The sequence below is a fragment of the Nocardia gipuzkoensis genome, from assembly GCF_021183645.1.
Taxonomy (GTDB): Bacteria; Actinomycetota; Actinomycetes; order Mycobacteriales; family Mycobacteriaceae; genus Nocardia; species Nocardia abscessus.
The window spans coordinates 7,686,515-7,708,054 of record NZ_CP089225.1 but is presented as its reverse complement, the minus strand read 5'-3'; the positions used below and the strand labels follow the sequence as shown (position 1 = coordinate 7,708,054).

Annotated in this window: 21 protein-coding genes; 10 read left to right on the top strand and 11 right to left on the bottom strand. The window is 68.2% G+C overall.

The window, feature by feature from the left end; all coding sequences use genetic code 11:
• Nucleotides 1–66: 66 nt before the first annotated feature.
• A complete protein-coding gene (locus LTT66_RS35040; protein ID WP_332909704.1) occupies nt 67–1,578 on the bottom strand; it encodes a sulfatase-like hydrolase/transferase in 1,512 nt (503 codons plus the stop codon).
• Nucleotides 1,579–1,921: 343 nt separating this feature from the next.
• Nucleotides 1,922–2,611, bottom strand: a complete 690-nt coding sequence (locus LTT66_RS35035; RefSeq protein WP_233062758.1) for a TetR/AcrR family transcriptional regulator — start codon at nt 2,609–2,611, stop codon at nt 1,922–1,924.
• Between the two features lie 148 nt (nt 2,612–2,759).
• Between LTT66_RS35035 and LTT66_RS35030 the strand changes: the two genes are divergently transcribed.
• On the top strand, nt 2,760–3,701 hold the full coding sequence (locus LTT66_RS35030; protein WP_233062757.1) for an NAD-dependent epimerase/dehydratase family protein: 942 nt from the start codon (nt 2,760–2,762) through the stop codon (nt 3,699–3,701).
• Nucleotides 3,702–3,974: 273 nt separating this feature from the next.
• Here the strand turns inward: LTT66_RS35030 and LTT66_RS35025 are convergent, their stop codons facing one another.
• Together LTT66_RS35025 and LTT66_RS35020 are read right to left on the bottom strand one after the other, a co-directional pair.
• Complete coding sequence (locus LTT66_RS35025; protein ID WP_233062756.1) at nt 3,975–4,319, bottom strand: hypothetical protein; 345 nt, start codon at nt 4,317–4,319, stop codon at nt 3,975–3,977.
• A gap of 65 nt (nt 4,320–4,384) precedes the next feature.
• Entirely contained in the window at nt 4,385–4,663 is a 279-nt protein-coding gene (locus LTT66_RS35020; protein WP_233062755.1) for a hypothetical protein, read from the bottom strand.
• A gap of 293 nt (nt 4,664–4,956) precedes the next feature.
• Here LTT66_RS35020 and LTT66_RS35015 point away from each other — a divergent pair, with 293 nt between their 5' ends.
• Both LTT66_RS35015 and LTT66_RS35010 read left to right on the top strand, forming a co-directional pair.
• The gene (locus LTT66_RS35015) at nt 4,957–5,433 is read left to right on the top strand and encodes a VOC family protein (protein ID WP_233062754.1); all 477 of its coding nucleotides are present in this window, start codon (nt 4,957–4,959) and stop codon (nt 5,431–5,433) included.
• A gap of 136 nt (nt 5,434–5,569) precedes the next feature.
• Nucleotides 5,570–5,923, top strand: a complete 354-nt coding sequence (locus LTT66_RS35010; protein WP_233062753.1) for a DUF4870 domain-containing protein — start codon at nt 5,570–5,572, stop codon at nt 5,921–5,923.
• Nucleotides 5,924–6,067: 144 nt separating this feature from the next.
• Here the strand turns inward: LTT66_RS35010 and LTT66_RS35005 are convergent, their stop codons facing one another.
• A complete protein-coding gene (locus tag LTT66_RS35005) occupies nt 6,068–6,754 on the bottom strand; it encodes a TetR/AcrR family transcriptional regulator (RefSeq protein WP_233062752.1) in 687 nt (228 codons plus the stop codon).
• A gap of 35 nt (nt 6,755–6,789) precedes the next feature.
• Here LTT66_RS35005 and LTT66_RS35000 point away from each other — a divergent pair, with 35 nt between their 5' ends.
• From LTT66_RS35000 to LTT66_RS34990, 3 genes are all read left to right on the top strand, one after another.
• Nucleotides 6,790–8,163: an FAD-dependent monooxygenase gene (locus LTT66_RS35000; protein WP_233062751.1), complete on the top strand. Its 1,374-nt coding sequence runs from the start codon at nt 6,790–6,792 to the stop codon at nt 8,161–8,163.
• A 169-nt stretch (nt 8,164–8,332) separates the two neighbouring features.
• Nucleotides 8,333–9,424 carry an AMP-binding protein gene (locus LTT66_RS34995; RefSeq protein ID WP_233062750.1) on the top strand — a complete coding sequence of 364 codons (1,092 nt, stop codon included), beginning with the start codon at nt 8,333–8,335 and terminating at the stop codon, nt 9,422–9,424.
• On the top strand, nt 9,424–10,833 hold the full coding sequence (locus LTT66_RS34990) for an aldehyde dehydrogenase family protein (protein ID WP_233062749.1): 1,410 nt from the start codon (nt 9,424–9,426) through the stop codon (nt 10,831–10,833). Before LTT66_RS34995 ends, LTT66_RS34990 begins: the two co-directional genes overlap by 1 nt.
• On the opposite strand, the gene LTT66_RS34985 is transcribed toward LTT66_RS34990, so the two are convergent.
• Nucleotides 10,830–11,504: a PAS and ANTAR domain-containing protein gene (locus tag LTT66_RS34985; protein ID WP_233069503.1), complete on the bottom strand. Its 675-nt coding sequence runs from the start codon at nt 11,502–11,504 to the stop codon at nt 10,830–10,832. The genes LTT66_RS34990 and LTT66_RS34985 overlap by 4 nt on opposite strands.
• 355 nt (nt 11,505–11,859) lie before the next feature.
• On the opposite strand from LTT66_RS34985, the gene LTT66_RS34980 reads away from it, so the two are divergent.
• Complete coding sequence (locus LTT66_RS34980; protein WP_233062748.1) at nt 11,860–12,552, top strand: type 1 glutamine amidotransferase domain-containing protein; 693 nt, start codon at nt 11,860–11,862, stop codon at nt 12,550–12,552.
• A gap of 15 nt (nt 12,553–12,567) precedes the next feature.
• On the opposite strand, the gene LTT66_RS34975 is transcribed toward LTT66_RS34980, so the two are convergent.
• Nucleotides 12,568–13,629 carry a glycerophosphodiester phosphodiesterase family protein gene (locus tag LTT66_RS34975; RefSeq protein ID WP_408638886.1) on the bottom strand — a complete coding sequence of 354 codons (1,062 nt, stop codon included), beginning with the start codon at nt 13,627–13,629 and terminating at the stop codon, nt 12,568–12,570.
• A 295-nt stretch (nt 13,630–13,924) separates the two neighbouring features.
• On the opposite strand from LTT66_RS34975, the gene LTT66_RS34970 reads away from it, so the two are divergent.
• Both LTT66_RS34970 and LTT66_RS34965 read left to right on the top strand, forming a co-directional pair.
• Nucleotides 13,925–15,352 (top strand): serine hydrolase domain-containing protein, encoded by a 1,428-nt coding sequence (locus LTT66_RS34970; protein ID WP_233062746.1) that lies wholly within the window; start codon nt 13,925–13,927, stop codon nt 15,350–15,352.
• Nucleotides 15,353–15,394: 42 nt separating this feature from the next.
• Entirely contained in the window at nt 15,395–16,114 is a 720-nt protein-coding gene (locus LTT66_RS34965; RefSeq protein ID WP_233062745.1) for a MerR family transcriptional regulator, read from the top strand.
• Nucleotides 16,115–16,141: 27 nt separating this feature from the next.
• On the opposite strand, the gene LTT66_RS34960 is transcribed toward LTT66_RS34965, so the two are convergent.
• Together LTT66_RS34960 and LTT66_RS34955 are read right to left on the bottom strand one after the other, a co-directional pair.
• On the bottom strand, nt 16,142–17,863 hold the full coding sequence (locus LTT66_RS34960; protein WP_233062744.1) for a hypothetical protein: 1,722 nt from the start codon (nt 17,861–17,863) through the stop codon (nt 16,142–16,144).
• Between the two features lie 356 nt (nt 17,864–18,219).
• Nucleotides 18,220–19,137 (bottom strand): NADP-dependent oxidoreductase, encoded by a 918-nt coding sequence (locus LTT66_RS34955; RefSeq protein WP_233062743.1) that lies wholly within the window; start codon nt 19,135–19,137, stop codon nt 18,220–18,222.
• Between the two features lie 201 nt (nt 19,138–19,338).
• Here LTT66_RS34955 and LTT66_RS34950 point away from each other — a divergent pair, with 201 nt between their 5' ends.
• Nucleotides 19,339–19,983 carry a dihydrofolate reductase family protein gene (locus LTT66_RS34950; protein WP_233062742.1) on the top strand — a complete coding sequence of 215 codons (645 nt, stop codon included), beginning with the start codon at nt 19,339–19,341 and terminating at the stop codon, nt 19,981–19,983.
• Nucleotides 19,984–20,132: 149 nt separating this feature from the next.
• Here the strand turns inward: LTT66_RS34950 and LTT66_RS34945 are convergent, their stop codons facing one another.
• Nucleotides 20,133–20,279 carry a hypothetical protein gene (locus tag LTT66_RS34945; protein ID WP_233062741.1) on the bottom strand — a complete coding sequence of 49 codons (147 nt, stop codon included), beginning with the start codon at nt 20,277–20,279 and terminating at the stop codon, nt 20,133–20,135.
• Entirely contained in the window at nt 20,276–21,514 is a 1,239-nt protein-coding gene (locus LTT66_RS34940) for a CoA transferase (protein WP_233062740.1), read from the bottom strand. The genes LTT66_RS34945 and LTT66_RS34940 overlap by 4 nt, the downstream gene beginning before the upstream one ends.
• Nucleotides 21,515–21,540: the final 26 nt, after the last annotated feature.

Below are 21,540 nucleotides of genomic sequence, written 5' to 3'. Positions count from 1 at the left end.
GCGACATCAAAACAGAACACCACCGGCCACAAAGCAGATCCGCCGCAGCAACTTTGAGGACACCCCCTAGGACGGCTTCGGCACGGCGTCCAGCAGGGCGTGACCGATTCGTTCGGCTTGGATCAGGATGTTCGTCTGCGCCGAGATGTAGTCGCCGATACCTTCCTCTTGGGCGGCCCGCAGATAGGGCGGCAGCGGCTGCTGGATCTCGGTGCGGATGACGTTGTCGAGCAGCGATTCCATCTCGCCGCGCAACGGGTTTCCGGTCGCGGCCTGGTTGTCGAGTTCGAGCCGTCCGCCGTCGGTGCTGTAGTCGTAGAGTTCGAATTCTTGCTCGCGAGCCGGATCAATCTGGATCGCGCCGTGCACCCACTGGGAATAGGAGGCGAACTTCGCGTCCGCGGTGCGCACCATCGCGACGTGACCGGGCGCGTTCTGGTTGAACAGGATCGCGGCTTCCTCGATCGAAGACTCGTCGGTGGTGTGCGCGACCCAGGGCCGGCCCGCGGCGCCCGCATTGCGGCAGAGCGAGGCGATATCGAGTCGGCCGGTGAGGTGTTCGTAGCGCCCGTCGCTGCGCCAGCCATTGCCGCCGGTGCCGATGGTGAGCAGTAAGGGGGTGAAATCGACGCTGGAGGTGAGCTGGTCTCGGGTGCTCGTGCCCTCGACGGGACTGAGGTAGCCGCGTGGATCGTGCACGTAGAGCGGAACCCGCAGCGCCTCGTCGTAGGCGGCGCCGCCTTTTCCGTGCAGGCCGTGCGACCCCGCGTAATCGCCGTGATCGGAAGTGAAGACGATGACGGTGTTGGCGGCGACGTCGGGACGGGAATACAGAGTGTCGAGCACGCGACCGATCTGGATGTCGACCTGCTGCTGAGCCCACAGGTACAGATTGCGCATATCGATCCAGGCATGCATCGCTTCGGCTGTGCCGTAGGGCGCGGCCCCGAACGCCACCGCGGAGACCTCGACCAGCGCCATCTGCAAACGGGGCTTCTTCGACAGCTGTTCGAGTGATTCGAAGTTGGGTGGCAGCTCGTTCATCCAGCGCGGGATGTCGGCGTTGAATTGGTCGCGGCGGGTCCAGCGTGGCCACCATTGGATATCGTGCGGGTTGACCAGTGACACCGTCGTGCACCAGGGAGCGTCGCCGGAATCGTTGTGGAACCAGTCGGCGAATTGGTCGACGATCTTCGGATCCGCTTGCAGCCCTTGGCCGGGTGCACCGTTGGGGGACGGATAGGTGCCGCCGTGGAAGCCGTAGGCCTCGAGCGCGCCGGGGGTGCGATCCGGATAGCTGCCGAGATGCCATTTGCCCCAGTATGTGGTGTCGTAGCCGTGGTCTCGCAACATCGATCCCCAGGTCGGGAACAGTGGTGTCAACGTCGACTCCGACACGACCATCACGCCGGTCTGCTGGGAGTAGAGGCCGGTCAGCAAGCAACCGCGCGCCGGCGTGCAGTCGTTGGCCGCGGTGTAGTGATTCTCGAACGACACACTGCCGTGGCGGATCCGCGCGATGTTCGGCAAAACGGTGTCGAGCGTCTGCTGATCGGGAAACCACACCGGTGTCCGCATCTCGTCCACGATGATCACCAGGATGTTCGGCTTGTCCGGATCGGTGTCCGCCCGCGCTTTGCCCGGGGTGGCGCCGGCCGAAACGGCGGCCGCGGCTGTCGCCGAGGTGGCCGCACTGGTCAGAAAGCCCCTGCGAGTGAACGAGCTCGGCAATGTTCCTCCACGAATGAGTGATCTTGCTCGGTCGAATGGAACGCGGAGAATCTCGGTGGTGTCACCGTAGCGTCGTCGGGCGCATGGTCGCGGGCGTCCGGCATGGACACGCCGTCACCATATGAGCTGGACGAGCGCTCGCACCGGCGGCGGGCGTGGCCTCCGATACGGCACGAACCGACCCGAGTGGCTAGGGCAGCCCCACGAGGTCGGCCATCACGTTCATCTGGTGGCGGAAGTAGTCGGCACTGGCGTCGATGGTTCCGTTCAGGCGGCCGAAGAGCTCGAAGTTGATCAGGCCGAACAGCTGGGTCCAGCCCACGAAGACGCGGGAGAGCACGTCCTCGGACAGGTCGGAGGACTGCTGTTGTTCGATGAGGCGGCGCAGGTCGGCGTGGACGGGTGCGGGCAGCGGGGTCGAAAGCGGCGGCGGGGTGAGCTCTTCCGCACCCGCCCGCGCGATGGCGACGAGCCGGAAGACCACGGCCGCGGCGGGGGCCACGGTGTCCTCGGGTGCGGAGTATCCGGGCACGGGACTGCCGTAGAGCAGGCCGTATTCGGCCGGATGGGCCAGGGCCCAGTCCCGCACGGACGAGCACACCGCCATCCACCGACCACGCAGATCGGCAGCGGGCGGTTTCGCGTCGGCGGCTTCGGCTTCGGCGGCGAGCGCTCGGTACGCCTCCAGGATCAAGGCGGTCAGCAGGTCGTCCCGGCTCGGGAAGTACCGGTAGAGCGCGGACGCGACGATGCCCATATCGCGCGCGACGCCACGCAGGGACAGGTTCGCGCCGTCCACCGCCAATCGTTTGCGGGCGGTTGCCTTGATCTCCTCGATCATCTCGGAGCGGACGCGGGCCCGGAGGGAATGTGCGGACATATCGCCAGTGTAGTGAACAAGAGATGCTTTGGAGAACGGAAGTATGTTTCGTGAACACTGTTCTTGACGCGGATCCCCGTGCCGCTCTACAGTGGGCGTAAGCAAGAACAGTGTTCTCGAAATGGAACACCTGACAGGATGGATTGCCATGACCCGGTACGTCGTCATCGGAGCAGGCCCCGTGGGATCGGCGACCGCCGAATTGCTCGCCGCGCGTGGCGCCCAGGTGCGCGTGATCACCCGGCGCGGTCTCGGCCCGGATCACCCGTTGATCGAGCGCGTCGCCGTCGACGCCACCGACGCCGCGGCGCTGACTCGGCAGTGCACGGGCGCGGACGTCGTCTTCCAGTGCGCTCAGCCGCCCTATCACCGCTGGGCGACCGACTTTCCGCCGCTGGCCGCCGCCACGCTGCAAGCGGCCGAGGTGACCGGCGCCGCGCTGCTCAGTGTCGGAAACCTCTACGGCTACGGGCAGGTCGACGGTCCGATCAGCGAGCGGCACCCGCTGCGGCCCAACAGCGTGAAGGGCCGGGTGCGTGCGGAATTGTGGGCCGAGGCGCTGGCCGCGCACCAGGCGGGCCGCGTCCGCGTCGCCGAAGTGCGCGGATCGGACTACCTCGGCGCGGGAGCGAAATCGGCGTTCACCATGGTGGCGCTGCCTGCCGTGCTCTCAGGCCGCCGCGCGCTGTTCCCCGCCGATCCGGACGCCGCGCACAGCTGGACCGACGTCACCGACACCGCCCGCACCCTGGTCGCGGTCGCTGACGACGAAAACGCGTGGGGCCGGGCATGGCACACGCCGACCGCGCCGCCGGTCTCCGTGCGTGAGCTGGCCGGGCTCGCGGCGACGGTCGCGGACGCGCCCCCCGCGCGCGTGAGCCGGATGCCTGCCGCCATGCTCTGGGCCGCAGGGATTTTCGATCCCAACGCCCGCGAGATGCGCGAGATGCGCTACCAGTTCGATCGTCCGTTCGTGCTCGACTCGTCCGCCGCGACCGCGGCCTTCGGTATCGAGCCGACAGCGACCGTGGAGTCCTTGCGCGCCACGATCACCGCCCTGCGTGCGGAAGAAGTCACGTCTGTCCGCTGAGCCGATGCCGGGCGGGCGGATCGGACACCTGTGGTGCTGTGCGGCGGTGGCGGGTGCCATCCGTCGCGCAGCTATCCGCCGACTGGTGGCGCGAGGTCAGCGGCACCCACCAGCGACACGGACGGAGTGGACTGCGGTGATACCTCGGCCTGCGCGGTCGCCGCGGGTAGAAGCACAGCACCCCGGCTGTTCCGGTGGGGGTATCCGATCACCTTGATGTATGGCGCATTTCGACAGGCATGCGGTCGTCGTCGGTGCGCGGCGCGTTCACCGTTATGCGGGCAGGTGGCCGTAACCGAATATGTTGATGAAGTAGTTGCCGGGGATCAGTTGGTTCATCGCGTGCCACTGTCCCGCTGGGTCGCGCTGGTAGTAGCTCACCGGCAGCGAACCGGCGTCGTAGCAAACGATGTCGGCGGTGCCGAACGGGCTCCAATAGATGCTCGCACCTGGCCGCCTGGGTTCGAGTGGGGTCGTGAACAGGTGACTGCACGGGGTGATGCTCGGTTCGTAGATCGAGGGCGCGGCCGCGGCAGTCGGCGCGAGGCCGGCTACACAGATACCGCCCCATCCCGCACACACCGCTGTGGCCAACGCACGAGGGACGAATCGTCCCATATCGGTTCTCCTCAACTATTCCGATCGGCAACAGTGAGCACACGATAGCGGCTGAAAGTCATCGGTCAGAAGAGGTACTCTGCGCACAACTGGCCCGCGAAACCGCGCACGGCATGCTCGCGCATGCGCCGCCCGTACACCGGGTGCCCGGCCAAGTCGGTGTAGGTCTCGAACTCGCAGTGCACCAAACCCGCGGCCGCAGCCGCGTAGACATCGAAACTCGCGGTGCTCCCTGGGCACGACCACGCCGACCTGGGGCGAGTGGACACCGCCCCGGCATAGGATGCGGCGAACACCTGCCCGACCTCGTCCGCGCCGCATAGCGTCTCGGGCTTCACTTCCACCCGAACCAACGGCCCTGTTGTGGCCCACGGGGCGGTTGGCCGCAGGAGCAAGTAGTCAGCAGGGTGAGCGGATCGGCTCACGCCGGGTTCACGCCGAATGTAAGACCGGGCAACGCGCATGCCGGCGGAGCTGGATGTCGTTGACGGCGTCCCGGACGAGTACCTCCAGTGGAACGGCACTTACGAGATGATGCCTGAGCAACGGGCCGAGTGAGAAGAAGGCGTGAGTGCGAGCGCGCCTGAACACGCACACGCGCCGCCGAAGCCGGCGGCGCCCCGAAAAGGAGTTCATCATGAGCGACACCGACCAGCGCGGCCCCCGACCCGGGCGCGGGGCAATCCAGCGGATGGACAACATCGCCATCGTCGTCGACGACCTCGCTGCCGCTACGGCGTTCTTCGTCGCACTCGGACTGGAGCTGGAAGGCGAGGCGACAGTCGAGGGCAGCGCGGTGGATCGCCTCGTGGGGCTCGAGAAAGTCCGATCGGACATCGCGATGATGCGCACCCCGGACGGCCACGGACGGCTCGAGCTGACCAAGTACCAGACGCCGCCGGCCCGAGAAGGTGACCCGCGCGCTCCGGCGAACACGCTGGGCATGCATCGCATCATGTTCGCCGTGGAAGACATCGACGACATCCTCGACCGCTTGCGGCCACACGGAGCCGAACTCCTCGGCGAGCTGGTGCAGTACGAGAACAGCTACCGGCTCTGCTACCTCCGCGGCCCCGCGGGCATCCTCGTCGCGCTGGCCGAGCAGATCAAGTGACCGGTCGGTGAGCGGCCGGCTGGCCCGCGACCTGTGGGTTCGTGCTGAAACCTGGGATCGGTAGGTGGGGCGCGCGGCGTCTACTTACCCCATGACATCTTCTCAACCTCCTACGAACCAACCGCAGTCCGCCGGCTTGGACAAGAAGACCAGCGCGATCCTGTCGTACGCACTGGGGTGGCTCACCGGAATCATCTTCCTATTCGTGGGAAAGAACGATCCCGATGTGAAATTCCATGCCTCGCAATCGATCGTCTTCTTCGGGGCGGTCTCGGTGGTCAATATTGTTCTGAGCATCGTCGGCTCGCTCCTCGGAGTCCTGGGGATCATCTTCAGCCTCGCCGGACTCGTAGTCGCGGTCTCCGCAGTCGTCGTCTGGATCATGGCCATGGTCCAGGCGAACAACACCGGCGGTGTCCGCGCAGAGCTTCCCATTGTCGGAAAATTCACTGCCCCCTATGCCGATCGGTTGGCCAATTCGGTCAAGTAGCGGCATTTTCGAAGTCCCCAGCTGTATTTATCCGAAGATCAACGGCCCGAGGCTATCTCGGGCCGTTGGCGTCCGCGCGGAACGTCCGATAATGGCTCCAATGCAGTGCGCAGCGGAGGTGGTCCGGCCTCGGGGCGTTCGTGATCACTGTGCCGTCTGCTGAGAGTCCGCGATCCCGGTGAGGATGCGGCGCAACCCGTACGAGAACTGTTCGGCCGGGCTCAGGTCGGCGGATTCGGTCATGCGCGCAACCCGGGGATAAGCGCCGCTCTCGATGACCTTGCGCATGTAGGGCGCGACGGCGGCGCGCCACTGTTCCTCGGTCTGACCGGTGCGCCGCTGGGTCTCCTTCTCGGCGAGCTCGCGCATGACCGCGCCGCGCACGTAGTCCCTGATCAGCCCGACGGCCGAGGCCGCGTCGGCGATGTCGGAGGTCAGCGGCGTGGCTGCGGTGAGGGCGTGTTCCAGGCCGCGCAGCCAGTTGGGGCCGAGCGATGGCCGGGTGGCCAGCAGCGGAGCGAGCCAGGTGTGCCGTAGCCACAGCTCGCGCTCGTGGTGGGCGTAAGCCTCGAGGTCGGCGCGCCAGTCTCCCGTCAGCGGCACGTGGTCGTCCTGTACCGCATCGGCCATGAGGTCGAGCAGGTCGTCGCGGCTGTCCACGTAGCGGTAGAGCGAGGTCGTGCCGGTCGACAGTTCGGCGGCGACGCGGCGCATCGACAGCGCGTCGAGCCCCTCGGCATCGGCGATGGCGACGGACGCGTCCACGATGCGCTCCACGCTCAGGGCCTGCCTTTTCGACCGGTACGGCTCACGTTCCCAGATAAGCGACATGGACAGGAGTCTACCGAAGCGGATACAGTGTGCCCATGAACGGGCACGCTGTATCCACTGATGTTTTGATCGCCGGCGGCGGATCCGTCGGGCTGATGCTCGCGGTGCTGTTGCGCCACCACGGCGTCGAGCCCCTCGTCGTCGAGGAGAAGCCGGAGCTGTCGCCCCACCCCCGGGCCACCGGCATCGGGTCGCGGACGGTGGAGATCCTGCGGGAAGTCGGCCTGGATCAAGCGGTCAACGAGGCCGCGGTCGACCTGCGGGCGGGGAAGATCAGAGGACGCACACTCGCCGAAGCCGACTTCACCGAAAGCGCGGAGTGGAAGACGAAAACCGCGGCCGAGCTCCCCTACACACCAGCCCGGATCCGCGGCACCTGCGCACAGAACCGGCTCGACCGCGTGCTGATCACCAAGGCCGGCGACGTGGAGTTCGGCGTGGCGCTCGACTCGTTCGAGCAGGACTCCGGCGGCGTCACGGCGACCCTGTCCGACGGGCGTGTCGTGCGGGCGCGCTATCTGGTGGCGGCCGACGGTGTGCGCAGCCGGGTTCGGCAGGTCCTCGGCATCGGCCTCACCGGTCCCGGTGTGATCGGTGAGGAGACGACGAGTGTTCTGTTCGGTGCTGATCTGCGTCCGCGCAAGCCGTTCGCAATGTGCAATATCGAGCATCCCGACGCGACCGGCCTGCTGGTGACCGTCGACGGCGAACGCGAGTGGGTGTTCCTCACCCGCCTCGACACGGAGCCGACTCCCGACCTCATCCGCACTGCGGTCGGCGACCCGTCGATCGAAGTGGAGATCCGCAGTGTGCTGCGGTTCCGGGGGCGCGGCCAGGTGGCCGATCGGCTCTCCGTCGGGCGGGTCTTCCTGGTGGGCGACGCGGCGCACGCGATCCCCCCACTGGGCGCGTTCGGGTTGAACGCCGGCGTCGCCGACGCGCACAATCTGGCGTGGAAGCTCGCGCATGTACTGCGCGGTGCGGCCGGACCCGGACTGCTGGAGACGTATCACGCGGAACGCCATCCGGTGGCCCTCATGACGATGGAGCAGGCGCGCCTGCGGTTCAACGATCCGTCCCTGCACTGGGGAAAGGACATGGCGCAGGCGCGCAAGGCAGCGGGGGCGATCAACGCGCCGGTGGTGCACATGGGCTACCGGTACGGCGGCGCGGAGCTCCCCTCCACCGAGGACGTCGCCCTCGACCTCGACGGGTCGCCGGGCTCTCGCCTGCCGCACCTGTGGGTGGCCGACGGGGTGTCCACGCTGGATCTCGTCGGATCGCAGTGGTGCGTGCTCACGGCCGATCCCGACGTGGAGGCCGACGTTCCGGTGCACCTCGTGGATGGCTGGCCGTACGGGACGGTGCTGGTCCGCCCCGACGGTTTCGTGAGCCGTTCGTACCGCTAGCGCGCCCTGTGCTGTCGCAGCCCAGAACTTGCGGCGAATCCGCTCCATAAGCGTGTTCTATCGACGGATCGAATCGCGCGTCCCCCCGTTTGTCGCCGTCCGGGCCGGGAGAAGATTGCGGCGTTCGAGCTGCACACCCCGATTCGGGGCACATCACTGGAGGCCGCGCATGCGCCCCGTAATCCTGGACCTGGCCGCACACGACTACGCGATGATCGACGCGGAGCAGTACCTGCGCGCCGTGCTGGCCTGGCATTTCAGCGAGGAGACGGGTAGCCCGTACTGGCTGCGCCGCGCGCGGACGCTGGATTTCGACCCGGTCGCCGACATCACGACGTTCGCGGATCTGCGCCGCTTTCCCAACGTCATCGACGAGTTCCGCACGGTCGCGGTCGAGGACCTGATTCCGCGCGGGCTGGAGGGGGCCGACCGCGTCATCGCGGGCATCTTCGAGAGCGGCGGCACCACCGGTGCGCCGAAACGCTTCGTCATGTTCGACCGCTGGATGGAGTTCGCGCTCGGCTGGGACGAGCACCACTACGCCGGACTCGGCACGGTGAACACCCTGGCCGTGGCGCCGAGCGGCCCGCACATGTTCGGCGAGTTCGCCGAACGCCGGGCACGCAGGCAGCACGGCGTGCGGTTCGCCATCGACCTCGACCCGCGCTGGATCAAGCAGATGATCGCGCGCGGCGACACCGAGAACACCGAGCGGTACGCCGAGCACGTCGTCGACCAGGTCGCGCAGATCCTCACCACCCAGTCGGTCGGCATCCTGATCACCACGCCGCCACTGCTGGAACGCATGGCGCGCCGCGACGACTTGGTGGAGCAGATCCGCCGGAAGATCAAGTTCATCTGCTGGAGCGGTGCGCACATGAACGCCGACACCCGCGACATCTTCCGGCAGGAGATCTTTCCCGGCATACCGCTCAAAGGGCTCTACGGCAGCACCACCATCCTCGGCATGTCCCGCGAGCGCGACGAGGAGCGCCCCGACGGGCTGCCGGTCTTCGACCCGCCGAGCCCCTATCTGGCGTTCGACGTGGTGGACCCGGAGACCGGCGACGACGTCGGTTACGGCGAGCGCGGGCAGGTCGTGATGCATCACCTCACGAAATACGCTCTGCTGCCGAACAATCCGGAACGGGACCTGGCTGTGAAGGTCGAGGCGCCGAAGGGCGGTTTCGGCTGCTCGGTCGCCGACGTCGCACCGATGACGTCCTTCGGCGGCGCCGAAGTGATCGAGGGGGTGTACTGATGGGCCAGTTCGTGCACATCGACGCACTGGGCCCGCAGGGCAGCTATCGCGCCCGCGCCCGCAAGCCGCTGACAACGTTGTCCGGCGCTGTGATCGGCGAGATCTCCCAGGTGCCGCCGCTCTACGTGCGGCGGGCGCTGACGGCTATGCGCAAGGCGCCCATCCTGCCCGCCGCCGAGCGTTTCGCGGTGCTCGAGCGCGCGGCCGACCTGTTCGCCGAAGCCGAGATCGATGGGCTCGGACCCGACGAATACGCCCGGCTGGTCTGCGTCGCATCGGGTGTGCCGCTGGCCGTGGTGCGTCAATCGGTGCAATGGGTGGCGGATGTACTGCGTGAGCAGCGCGCCACCCTCGACATGGCGATGCCGAAGGGCGCGGTGGCGGATTGGCAAGATCGACGCACGCTCGGGGGCTGTGCCGTCTGGACGCGCAAGGGTGACCTGTTCGCCGTGCACGCGGCCGGGAACACCCCCGCGGTGCACGGCTTGTGGCCCGAGGCGCTGGCCCTCGGCTACAAGGTGGCGGTGCGGCCGTCGACGCGGGAGCCGTACACCGCTTTTCGTCTGGTCAGCGCTCTGCGCATGGCGGGCTTTCCGCCGGAACTGGTCACCTTGCTGCCGACCGATTACGAGGCCGCCGACGTGCTGGTCGCGGAGTCGGATTTCGCGATCGTCTACGGCGGACAGGAGGTGGTCGACAAATACGGCGGCAGCGCGCGGGTGCTCACCCAAGGGCCTGGGCGCTCGAAGATCCTGGTGACCTCGGACGTGGATTGGCGGGAGAAGGTCGCGCTGATCGCCGAGTCGGTGAGTCATCTGGGCGGCACGGCGTGCACCTGCACCACCGCGGTGCTGGTCGAGGGCGATCCGGAACCGGTGGCGCTGGCACTGGCCGCGGAGCTGGGCGCCATCCCCAGCTTGCCGCCCGAGCACCCGGACGCGATCCTCACCGTCCAGCCCACCGACTCCGCGGCGGCGATGGACCGCTATCTGCATCGGGTGGCGGGGGAGGCGCGCCCGCTGCTCGGCGGGGACACCATCGTGGACGAGGTATCCCCCGGCGCGGCGGTGCTGCGGCCCGCTGTGCATCTCGTCGGCAGCAGCACCGCGCCGCAGCTCGGCGTGGAGCTCGCGTTCCCCTGCGTGTGGGTAGGACCTTGGTCACCCGCCGACGGCGTCGCCCCGCTGCGCGATTCACTGGTTCTCACCGCGATGACCCAGCGGCGCGACCTCATCGACGCGCTGTTGGACGAGCCGACGATCACCAACCTCTACCTGGGCGACAATCCGACCACGTGGCTGCGCCCAGGGGTGCCGCACGACAGCTATCTCGGCGAGTTCCTCATGCGAACCAAGGGAATGATCCGTTCGGCGGAGGCGGTGGCCGGTACGGTCGCACCTGGTCGCTAATCCTCGACGGTTTCCGGCGGGGCGACCCGGTGATGGACGGTCAGCAGGAGATGGTCGAAGCGGGTGCGTTGCTGGACGAGCGCACCGCCCATCGCGACGACGTCGGCGACGAGCTGCTCGGCCAGGGTGCGGATCTTGACGTTGGTCTCCTGGGAGCGCCAGCGCAGCACCCGGAACGCGTGGTCGGCGCTGACGCCGTAGACGAACATCACGACGCCTTTGGCCTGTTCGATCACCGCGCGGGCGTCGATCACGTCGGGCAGCAGGTCGTCGAGGGCTTCCTGGAGGTTGCCCTCGAGTGTCTCGGTGACGTCGATGAAGTAACCCGAGGAGCCCACCACGGTGCCCTGCTCGTCGAACAATCGGTCACCGATGACGATCACGTCGTGGGTATCGCCAGCGGTGTCGATGATCCGGTGGCGGGTGCAGAACGGCGTCGCGGTCTCGACGGCCTCGGCCAGCACCGCGGCGACCCGCTGGCGGTCGTCGGGGTGCTGGTGGCGCTGCAAGAGTTCGGTGGAGGGCTCGGCTTCTCCCGGCGCGTAGCCGTGGATCGCGGCGGCGTCGTCCGACCATTCCCATCGCTGGTCGGCGAACCAGAAGCGAAAGCTGCCGATGTCGGGGCAACCGCCGAGCATCTCGCGTGCAGTCTCCTGCTCGCGTTGTCCCATTTCAGTCACTCGTCCAGTATGGCCCGGCCGTGGCCCTGGTCAGAGCGGAGGTCCGCGTCGTGTGGCAAGCACCTCAAAACTCTGCGATCGGCCCGGGCCGTCCCGCCGTAGTGGCCGGGGCAACGATTTACCGGCGCACGATCGAAGCCGTAATCGCCCATCGGAATTCCGACGGGCGAAATAGGTGATTCTATTGGCTGGTCACGGAACAGGAGGGCTAGCGTCGACAGTGTCGTCGCTGCTGATTCCGGCGCGAGATGGCAGGGTGTCCACGGGCGACAGCGCTCGGACCAGCGCGGCAGGACTCGATGATCGAACCTGACCGACCAGGTTCCGGACGACGGAGACAACTGACATGTCGAAGATCCTTTTCGTGATGACCGGCGCCGACCACTGGACCTTGGCCGACGGGACCGAGCACCCGACCGGCTTCTGGGCCGAGGAATTCGTGGTGCCTTTCGAGAAACTGAAAGGCGCGGGCCATGAGATCGTGGTGGCCACCCCCGGTGGTGTCGTTCCGAGTGTGGACCGGGGCAGCCTCGCGCCCGAGGCCAACGGCGGCCAGGAGACCGCCGACCATCGCGCGCAGGTGATCGCCACGAGCACCGAGCTGAACAACCCCGTCACCCTGGCGAAGGTGGACCTGGCCGACTACGCCGCGGTGTTCTATCCCGGTGGGCACGGCCCGATGGAAGATCTGGCGGTGGACGCCGACTCCGGTCGGCTGCTCACCACCGTCCTGGCCTCGGGCAAGCCGTTGGCGGTGGTGTGCCATGCGCCCGCCGCTCTGCTCGCCGCCACCGAGAGCGACGGAGCCAACACGTTCGCCGGCTACACCTTGACCGGCTTCACCAACGCAGAGGAGACCCAGGCAGGCTTCGCGGGCAAGGCCAAATGGCTGCTCCAGGATCGGCTCGTCGCGATGGGCGCCGACTTCCGCGAGGCCGATCCGTGGACCTCGAACGTGGTGGTGGACCGCACGCTGATCACCGGCCAGAACCCGGCTTCCTCGGCAGCTGTGGCCGACGAACTGCTGAAGAAACTCTAGCCACGCGCCGGTGATTCAAGGGCGGTGATACTCCGGTGGCAGCTGGTAGCCGCGCTCGGCCAGCAGGGCGCGCAGCACGTCCGGCCGGTTGGTGATGAGGCCGTCCACGCCGATGTCGAGCAGCGCGGCCATGGTGGGGCGGTCGTCGACTGTCCATGGCACCACGCGCATGCCGTTGCGGTGTGCGGCACGAACGAGGTCGGTGGTCGTGAATGGCTGGTAACCGGGGTCGGTGACGGCGCCGTTCTGGGGATTGCCGTGCACCGGCGAGACCGCCGCGGCGCCGATGGACGCGGCGGCGGCGACGTACTTCTCTTGCAACGATCCGGGGAAATCATCGATGTCCATGCCGCCCAGCCACGGCGATCCCCCGGGTGCTCCGGCTTGCAATTTCGGCTGGCCGTCGGTCAAGACGACGATCGGGAGCTCGGGCGCCGCTTCCCGGATACGCATCAACGTGCCGAAGTCGAAACTCTGCACGGTGACTTGGCGCCCGATTCCGGCTCGGCGGATCTCCGCCACCACGACGTCCACGAACTGTTCGCGCGGCGCGGTCTGCTCCGGAGCGGCGGCCTCGACCTTGGTCTCGATATTCAGCATCACCTGATCGGCGCGATAGGTCCGCACCAGGTCGAACACTTCGGCCAGCAGAGGCATTCGCGCTCCCGGCGCCCTCCGCTGCCCGGGGCGATCCGCCGATGGCACGGAGCCGCAATCGATCGTCTGTACCTGGGCCAGAGTCAGATCCCGGATATAGGTGGTGGCCGGCACATAGGGAAACTTCGGGTCGCCGGGAACGGCGGGCGCCGTGTCGACGCACTTCGCCGGACTCGGATCTCGATCGTGGGTGACCACCGCGTATCCGTCGGCAGTGATCTGCACGTCCAACTCCAGCGTGCTCACCCCGAGTTCCAACGCGTTCGCGAACGCGGGCAGCGTATTCTCCGCGACCAGCCCCAGCCCACCCCGATGAGCTTGCAGATCGAACGCGGCCGGACCACCGGCCGACACCGGATTCGCTCCGCCCGCCAGGCCGCCGACCGCGAGAAGCCCCACCACCGCACTCACCGCGCACAATCGCCGCACCGTGTCATCCTGCCGGTGGGCGGCCACCTCCGGGTGAAAATGCGGTGAACGCACGTGGTGCGGTTCGAACCCGCACCGGCCGAGCCCTCGCCGCAGAACGTTGAACAGCCTTGCGACTCAACGGATCTGCGTTGCGATCGGTCGCGTGTGATCTGGTCGTGACGTGACTCGGCCAAGTGACCGATCGGCTGCCGCGCCATCGCATTGATGCGGTTGAACACGGCCCGTTCCCGTCTTGGTTCCGGGCTTGACCTTGCCCCAGGGGCAGGGTTCGACGATGGTCCGCATGAACAACAACAACGCGCTGCACACCGTCGAAGCTCGGATCCGCGAGCAGGTTGCCGCCTACTGCGGGGCCAATAATGTCCCCGGCTTCGTCGCCGGTATCCACCACGCAGGCGAGCAAGTCGCCGTCGCCCACGGCACGGCGAACGTCGCCACCGGCGCACCGATGCTCGAAGACACGGGGTTCCTGTTCGGCTCCGTGACCAAGGTCCTGACCACCACGCTGGTCCTCCAGCAGGTCGAGCGCGGACTCCTCGACCTCGACGCGCCGGTGGTGCGGTATCTGCCCGAATTCGCGCTCACCGTGCCGGGGGCGGCGGACAAGATCCTGGTCCGGCACCTGATCTCGCACACCAACGGCATCGACGCGGACCTGTTCTTCCCCGACGCCGCAGGCCGCGACGCGCTGAAGACCTACGTCGAGGGGCTGGCCGAGAGCGGCGGCACCCTGTTCGAGCCCGGTGAGCAGCTCAGCTACTCCAACGGCGGCATGATCGTCGCGGGCCGCCTGCTGGAAGTCGTCACCGGCCTGCCCTTCCCCGAGCTGCTCGAACGCGACGTCTACGCCCCCGTCGGCATGACGCACTCCAGCACCTCCGCGGAGCAGGCCATCCTGCGCAGCACCGCTGTCGGGCACTTCCTGAACCCGGACACCATGGCGGCCGAGCCCACCGGCATGTTCACGTTGCCCGACACCTGGGGGCCGGCAGGCGGCACGCCGATCGGCACCGTCGCCGACCTGCTCGCCTTCGGCCGCACCCACCTCGCGGGCGGTGTGTCCCGCTCCGGCACACGCGTCCTGTCGGCCGAGTCGACGGCGCTGATGCAGCAGGTGTCCTACGACATGGCCACCCCGAACGTCCCGCCGATGGGCTTGGGCTGGGTGCGCTACCCGTTCGGCGACACGACGGTCCTGGCCATGTCGGGCGCTTCGCCCGGCGGCGTCTCGATCCTGTGCGTCGTGCCCGAACACGACCTGGTCTTCACCGCCTTCGGCAACACACCGGACGCCATCATGCTGCAGGACCAGATCTTGCAATGGCTGCTGCGCGAGCACCTCGGCGTTCGGATCCCTCCTCTGGTGACCGCATCGGCACAGGAGGTCGATCTCACGCCGTATGTGGGCACCTATCGTTCCGATCAACTGCGCATCGACGTGAGCGTCGTCGAAGGTCAGCTCGAGGAGCGGGTGACCTACGAACCGGCGGACGAATCGCAGGAGCGCATCTTCACCGCGTTCGCGGGTGGCGCGACCTCCGCCCCGCCGCAGCGCTACGTGCCGATCCGGCCCGGCCTCTTCGCGCCCGCCGGATACCCACTCGAGACGTTCGACGGATACCTGCGACTGCTGCTGGTCTCCTACCATGACCTCCGCGGCGGCCGGGCGCGCTTCCGCAACGGCGGCGGCCGCTTGACCCGGCGGGCCTGACCGTTCCCGATGACCGGAGCGGCGAGTAGAAGGATGTTCGGCATGATCACGATCGGCAAGCTCGCGGACTACGCCGGAGTGACGATCAAAGCCATCCGCCACTATCACGAGCGCGGTCTGCTCGCCGAGCCCGACCGCGACTCGTCCGGCTACCGGCGCTATACCGCCGGAGATGCCGTCGACCTGGTCAAGATCAGGACGCTGGCCGAGGCGGGCGTGCCGCTGGCCCGCATCAGGGACCTCCTCGACGCCGATCCGGACGCGCTCACCGTAGCCATCGCCGAGATCGACAGCGATCTCCGGGACCGCATAACGCAGCTGCGGCGAACCCGCGGACAACTCGCTCAGCTGCGCGGCGGTGACCGGCTCTTCGTGTCCCCGGAAGCCGCCGCCTATCTCGACGATCTGCGCGAACTCGGCGTCAGCGAGCGCCACATCCGTCTGGAACGTGACGGCTGGATCCTCATGCAGACGGCCTCACCCGAAGACGCCGCCGTGTGGATCGCCGAAAAACGCGAACTCATGGCCGATCCCGAGTTCCGCGCCCTCTATCTCGCCCACGACGCCGCCTACGACTGGTCACCGGAGGACCCCCGCCTCCCCGCCCTCGCGGACCGAACGCGGACCTGGTTCGCCGATCACCACAGCCGATCCGAAACCCGCCCGGTCGCCAACCCGGCGATCGCGCGCCTGGCCGCGCAGTCCCAGCCCGGCGCCTCGTCCCCAGCGTGGGACCGCCTCGCCCAACTGATGAGGCCGTGATCGACACGCCCGGGTCAGGGCCGGAGGTCAGGGACGGTCGATGCGTTCGAGGGCGAAGCGAGCCAGATTGGTGGAGATGATTTCCGGTTGTCCGCTGGATTGTTTCGCCGCGGCGGTGAGCACGTCGATGTGGTGGTAGCCGGGGGCTGTCACGGTCTCGCCGTGGCCACGCCACCCCGCCGCGATGACCACTCCGGCGCCGCCGATCAGGTTGATGGTCGGATTGGCGTGTATGCCGCCGGGGTGGGCGCGGTGACGAGCGAGCTCGGGCGCCTGCGACTGGAAGACGTCGAACGCGAGTTTCGCCGGGAAATACCATTCCGTGAAGTCCAGCGGTTGCGCTGCCAGACTGCGCGAGAGGTCCGTGATATCGGTGACCTCGTATCCCGGGTCGGTGAACGGAGCGCCGTGCCGATCGGAAGCCGTTGTGGCCGCGGTTGTTTCGTCGTAATTGCGCCAGGTGTAGAGCGGGCCGTGCGGCTGATCCGGGATCGCTTTGCGGTCCGGACCGAACAACATACCGGTGAGCCCGGGCAGCGCCGGAACCGCGGCGACATCGCCGGGCACCGGGAAGTCCTTGTCCACTACGGTCCCGCCGTCGAAGAAGCCGAATCCGGCTTGCAACAGCGCCAGCGGCTGGGAATTGGCGTCCAGGAAAGCCCCGAGGGCGGCGGCGTTGGTGATCCGGAAATCACGCACCGAGGGCGAGCCGGTCGCGGCGGCAGCCACATCCCGCGACACCAAGACCCGGTAGGTGGCTTCCTGATTGAGGCTGCGCGGAACGTAATGTGCCAGTTCCGATTCGGCGTCCGGCGCGAGATAGGCGGCCAGCCCGGCGATCCCGAGCAGGTTCATCGTCTCCGGGTTGATGACCGCGGGCAGCGCCAGCACGCGTGGAATCGCACCTGCTTCGAGCGCGGCCTCGATTCCGGCCGAGCCGATGCCGCCGAAGGACAGGTCGATGATGTCGGGGATGCCGTTGAGCGCGGACAGTGAGGTGTCGATCGAGGAGTCGAGGGCGAAATAGCCCGCGCACTGGTCGGCCCCCGCGGCGCCGCCGAAATCCCATTCGGCGAAGAAACCGGTGATGACTCCGCCCAGGGAATGGCCACCGCACAGCACTTTTCGCTTCCGCACCTGTGGATCCGGCAGTTCGGCGGTGAGCAGGTCGTATTGGTCCTGAACCGTCTGCGCGACGCCGATATGACCGAGCCACCCGAGCTGGTCGTTCGGCACCACGCCGCCGAATCGGCGGCCCTCGACATCGGAGCCGCGGTAGTAGTAGTCGACGGCGAGGCGCACGTCGCCCGATGCCAGACCGGCTTGCGTGCCGAGATGGTCTTCCAGGCAGTTGGAGCGGCGATCCAACGCCCAGAATTCCAGGTGCCTACCCTGTCTCGCCGCCTCGGCCACGGTATTGCGGGCGACACTGTCGAACGCGCCCGCCCCTTCGAAAATCCCCGGTTGCGCGACCAGAACGGCGTCGGCGTCCGCCGAACTCGCCGGGCCCGCGACGTTCCGGTAGCGCAGATACGACAGCCGGTCACAGGCGGCTGGACGTGGTCCGGCCGATTCCGGCAACGGAATACGGATACTCACAACGGTTTCCGCTACAGAGGTGATCGGCGAGGAGGAAACCACCGCGGTCTCGGTACGTTCCAGGCCGACGGGCTGCGCCGTCGCGCTCGGGGCCGCGGCCGCGACGACCAGCGCCGTGGTCAGCGTGCCGAATCTCAGGAACCGCAGCACACCCGCACTATGTCTTGCGAACCGACCGTGGCTCGCCAACGATTGTGTCGACATCGACGACCTCTCGTCACGACAGCGGAGCAGCAGTATCGCCGAAATGTTCCGCACCGGCGCGATGAAACGTAAGGCGGCCCCCACCGGCTGTCAACGCTTCCCCATGGGCTTGCGAAACATCCCAATGCCCGGTGGATACGGCTTGTGGCACAACCCAGGTCGCCGACGCGATCGCACCCCGGCGAAAGGGTGTTGCCGACCCATGGGGTCAGTGACGAGAGCAAGCATCCCGGCAGCTCGGCGAGTGTGCAGGCGCTTGTGACGCTGGTCCAGCGAGTGCGAGCGCGCGGGGGACGGACCGGTCAGGGTACGAGCACGAAGCGGCCGCGCACCCCGCCCTTGGCTGCGGCCCGATGGGCGTCGCCCACCTGGTCCAGCGGTAGAACCGCGTGTACTCGGGCCGGCAGTTCCCCGGACGCGGTGCGGGCGAGCAGATCGGCCAGTCGAGGGCCGTCGGGGTGGGCGACCACGGCGTGCACGGTGATCCCGCGCTCCGTGGCGGGCTCGGCGTTCGGCCGGACGCCGACGAATGTCCCGCCGTCGTGGACCAGGGCGAGGCCTCGCTCCTGCAATGCGGCGCCGTCGGCGACGGCGTCCCAGCCCGGCTCGGGATGCGCGATGAAGTCGGCGCCGAGGCCGCGGACGAACTCCTCGTCCTCGGGTCTGGCCAGCCCGGTCACCTGCCAGCCGCGGCGGGGTGCGAGGAGGGCGACGTATCCGCCGACCGCGCCTGCCGCCCCGGTCACCAGCAGCCGGTTGCCGTGGCCGGGCGCGTCGCCGAGCAGGTCGAGAATTTGCGCCGCGGCCAGCCCGTTGAGCGGCACCGTGGAGGCCGGGACCAGATCCAGGCCATCGGGCACGACGGCGAGATCGGTGGTCGGCACGACGAGCTGCTCGGCGTAGGTGCCGAAGTCACGGTCGAAGCCATCCACCAGACCGGCGACCCGGGTGCCGACGGGCAGGTCCACCCCGGGTCCGGTGGCGACGACGATCCCGGCGAAGTCCCAGCCCAGGCCGGTGCGCTCGGGCTGATCGATCAGTCCCATGGCGTGGAACACGCCGCCCGCGACCGCGAGGTCGACGGGATTGACCGCCGCGGCGGCGATCTCGACCCGGACCTCGCCCGGCCCGGGCTCGAGGACGGGAACGTCGAGGATCTCGATGGCATCGGGTCCGCCCGGGGTGCGGACGACGGCGGTGCGGAAGGTGGACGTGCTCATGGTTGGTTCTCCTCGTGGCTCGGGTGCGGTGGTTGTCCCAGATGACTATCGGGGTGTAGCTCTCCATCGGGAAGTACGCACCTCGAAGTGCGTTGGTCACCGGAGAAGCCGTTGGCGGCTTGCCAGGGACAACCGATTGCATTCTGAGATCAGCCCAGGTAGGTTCTGACTGATTGCAAAATGCAACCGGAAAGGGTTTCCATGTCACAATTGGTCCGCGTCCAGAACTTCACCGTGTCCAGCGATGGATACGGCGCGGGGGAAGGTCAAAGCCTCGATAGCCCATTCGGCCATGCCGATCCGAGTGCGCTTTTCTCCTGGGCGGGCGCCACCGCTCACTGGCCCAACCGGACCGAACCCGGGGGAACGTACGGGCTCGACGACTACTGCACCCGCGATTTCGCCAACAATATCGGCGCAGAAATCATGGGGCGCAATAAATTCGGTCCGCAGCGCGGCCCATGGGAGAACTACGACTGGCAGGGATGGTGGGGGGATGAACCGCCGTTCCATACCCCGGTATTCGTCCTCACGCATTATGAGCGGCCTTCGATCACGTTGGGAGACACCACATTCCACTTTCTCCAGGCGTCTGCGAAGGACGCGCTCGCGCAGGCGTTCGCGGCCGCCGGGGGCAAGGATGTGCGGATCGGCGGCGGTGTCGCCACGGTCCGGGAGTTTCTCGCGGCCGACCTGATCGACACGCTGCATATCGCCGTCGCGCCGGTCGAACTCGGTCGCGGGGAAAGGCTGTGGACTAGTCCCGACGAACTCACCGACCGTTTTCATCTGGAACAGATCCCGAGTCCGAGCGGGGTGGTGCATCACTTCTTCTGGCGTAAGTGACCGATCCAGCCGTGTTCGGCGCCGGCTGCTTCGGCGAGCGCGGCGGCTGGGGCGGCGCGGTCGAGGACGGCGGGAGGCCCACAGCGCACCGACGCCGCGTCGGCGGTGGTGGCGTGCGGATGCAGGTGGTGATCGTGCAGTCCGGGGGATCACCGCCCGCAGCGCGCTTCGATCACCTCCGCGGCCCCGCGCGTGGACAGCGGCGGACCGATCTCGTCGATGCGGCCGTCACGCACGCGCAGGTCCAGTCCGGAGCCGCCGTCGATCTCCGCGTCGCGCGGGAGGATGACCGTCATGGCACCGGAATCCGGAGTGATTCGAGCACCCGGGCGGTATCCGCGCCCGAGTCGGCGGCCGGTCCGATAGGTGTGCGAGAAGTCGGTTCCGAGACCGGAATAGACCCGGTATCGGAGTCGATGAACCAAGTCTCGCCGCGTCGCAGTGTCCGCGGAACCGGATCGGACGTGAGAGTGGCGGCGACGACCTCGGTCATCGAGATGTCCCACAGCATTCCGGATCCATCGGCCGGTGCCGACATGGCGAGCGCGGCGGCGGTGAGACCGGTGAGCGGATCGGCGATGGCGTCTCCGACGAAGACGGGCGTCCCCGCATCGTCGTCGGCGACCAGACCGGCGGCCGCGGCGACGTCGTCCCCGAAACCGACACGGTTGGACTGCCGGCCCGCGGCGGTGATCGAGACCCAGACCGCCCCGCGAGCGGCCGCGGCGTCGGCGTCGAGTCCGAAACCGGCGAGCGCGCGGGGACGGGACGCTTCGATGACGATGTCGGCGGCCTCGACCAGGGCGTGCAGGGCCCGCCGCCCGGCCGGGTCGGTGGGATCGAGGACTACCGATTCGTGGCCGTGGTGCAAAAGTGCGTAGAAGGCCGGGTTTCCGCGCCGCGCGCCGTCGGGCCGGTTGGGAGTCTCGACCTTGATCACGCGCGCACCCGCCAGACCCAGGAGATGGGCGCACAGCGGGCCCGCCCACAAGGAGCTGAAGTCGACTACCAGGAGTCCTTCGACCGGCCTCGGCGTCAACGGTGCGGGGGAGTCCGCGCGTTCGCGGGGCGGCACCGGTCCCGCCGCGATGCCGAGTAGGTCCGCGCGCTCGGCGAGTTCGGCGCCGCGATGGCCGCGCACCCAGTCGGCGAGTGCAGGCCACGGGTCATCGGCGTCGACCGTTCCACCGATCAGCGCGCCGAGCAGGAACGGATCGTCGGGGCGGGCGCAGGAGACCGCGGCCCACCCGTCGGCGGTGGGCAGCAACCGGCAATGGCCGCCCGCCGACACGGGTCCGCGGCGGTGCAGATCGTTCATTGCCGCGCGTTCGGCCAGCAGACGAGCACCGTCGACGGCGACCGCAGGCCCGGCGACTGCGGCGATCCATGAGGTCAGTTCGCGGGCACGGGTGGCCGCGCGCCCCGGCGGCACCAGGACCGGCCCGTCCGGGTGGCCGGTCAACGCGACCACCCCGCTCTCGGCCCAGTCCACCGCGGGCGGACCGGCCGCCGATGGCGTCGTCGGGTGCACCCGCTCGATCCTAGGACCGTCGGCCC

Coding starts and splice junctions, on each gene's coding strand:
- LTT66_RS35040 (WP_332909704.1), bottom strand. CDS start 1,578: ATGCGGACACCGGTGTGGTTTCCCGATCAGCAGACGCTCGACACCGTT.
- LTT66_RS35035 (WP_233062758.1), bottom strand. CDS start 2,611: ATGTCCGCACATTCCCTCCGGGCCCGCGTCCGCTCCGAGATGATCGAG.
- LTT66_RS35030 (WP_233062757.1), top strand. CDS start 2,760: ATGACCCGGTACGTCGTCATCGGAGCAGGCCCCGTGGGATCGGCGACC.
- LTT66_RS35025 (WP_233062756.1), bottom strand. CDS start 4,319: ATGGGACGATTCGTCCCTCGTGCGTTGGCCACAGCGGTGTGTGCGGGA.
- LTT66_RS35015 (WP_233062754.1), top strand. CDS start 4,957: ATGAGCGACACCGACCAGCGCGGCCCCCGACCCGGGCGCGGGGCAATC.
- LTT66_RS35005 (WP_233062752.1), bottom strand. CDS start 6,754: ATGTCGCTTATCTGGGAACGTGAGCCGTACCGGTCGAAAAGGCAGGCC.
- LTT66_RS35000 (WP_233062751.1), top strand. CDS start 6,790: ATGAACGGGCACGCTGTATCCACTGATGTTTTGATCGCCGGCGGCGGA.
- LTT66_RS34995 (WP_233062750.1), top strand. CDS start 8,333: ATGCGCCCCGTAATCCTGGACCTGGCCGCACACGACTACGCGATGATC.
- LTT66_RS34990 (WP_233062749.1), top strand. CDS start 9,424: ATGGGCCAGTTCGTGCACATCGACGCACTGGGCCCGCAGGGCAGCTAT.
- LTT66_RS34985 (WP_233069503.1), bottom strand. CDS start 11,504: ATGGGACAACGCGAGCAGGAGACTGCACGCGAGATGCTCGGCGGTTGC.
- LTT66_RS34980 (WP_233062748.1), top strand. CDS start 11,860: ATGTCGAAGATCCTTTTCGTGATGACCGGCGCCGACCACTGGACCTTG.
- LTT66_RS34970 (WP_233062746.1), top strand. CDS start 13,925: ATGAACAACAACAACGCGCTGCACACCGTCGAAGCTCGGATCCGCGAG.
- LTT66_RS34965 (WP_233062745.1), top strand. CDS start 15,395: ATGATCACGATCGGCAAGCTCGCGGACTACGCCGGAGTGACGATCAAA.
- LTT66_RS34955 (WP_233062743.1), bottom strand. CDS start 19,137: ATGAGCACGTCCACCTTCCGCACCGCCGTCGTCCGCACCCCGGGCGGA.
- LTT66_RS34950 (WP_233062742.1), top strand. CDS start 19,339: ATGTCACAATTGGTCCGCGTCCAGAACTTCACCGTGTCCAGCGATGGA.
- LTT66_RS34945 (WP_233062741.1), bottom strand. CDS start 20,279: ATGACGGTCATCCTCCCGCGCGACGCGGAGATCGACGGCGGCTCCGGA.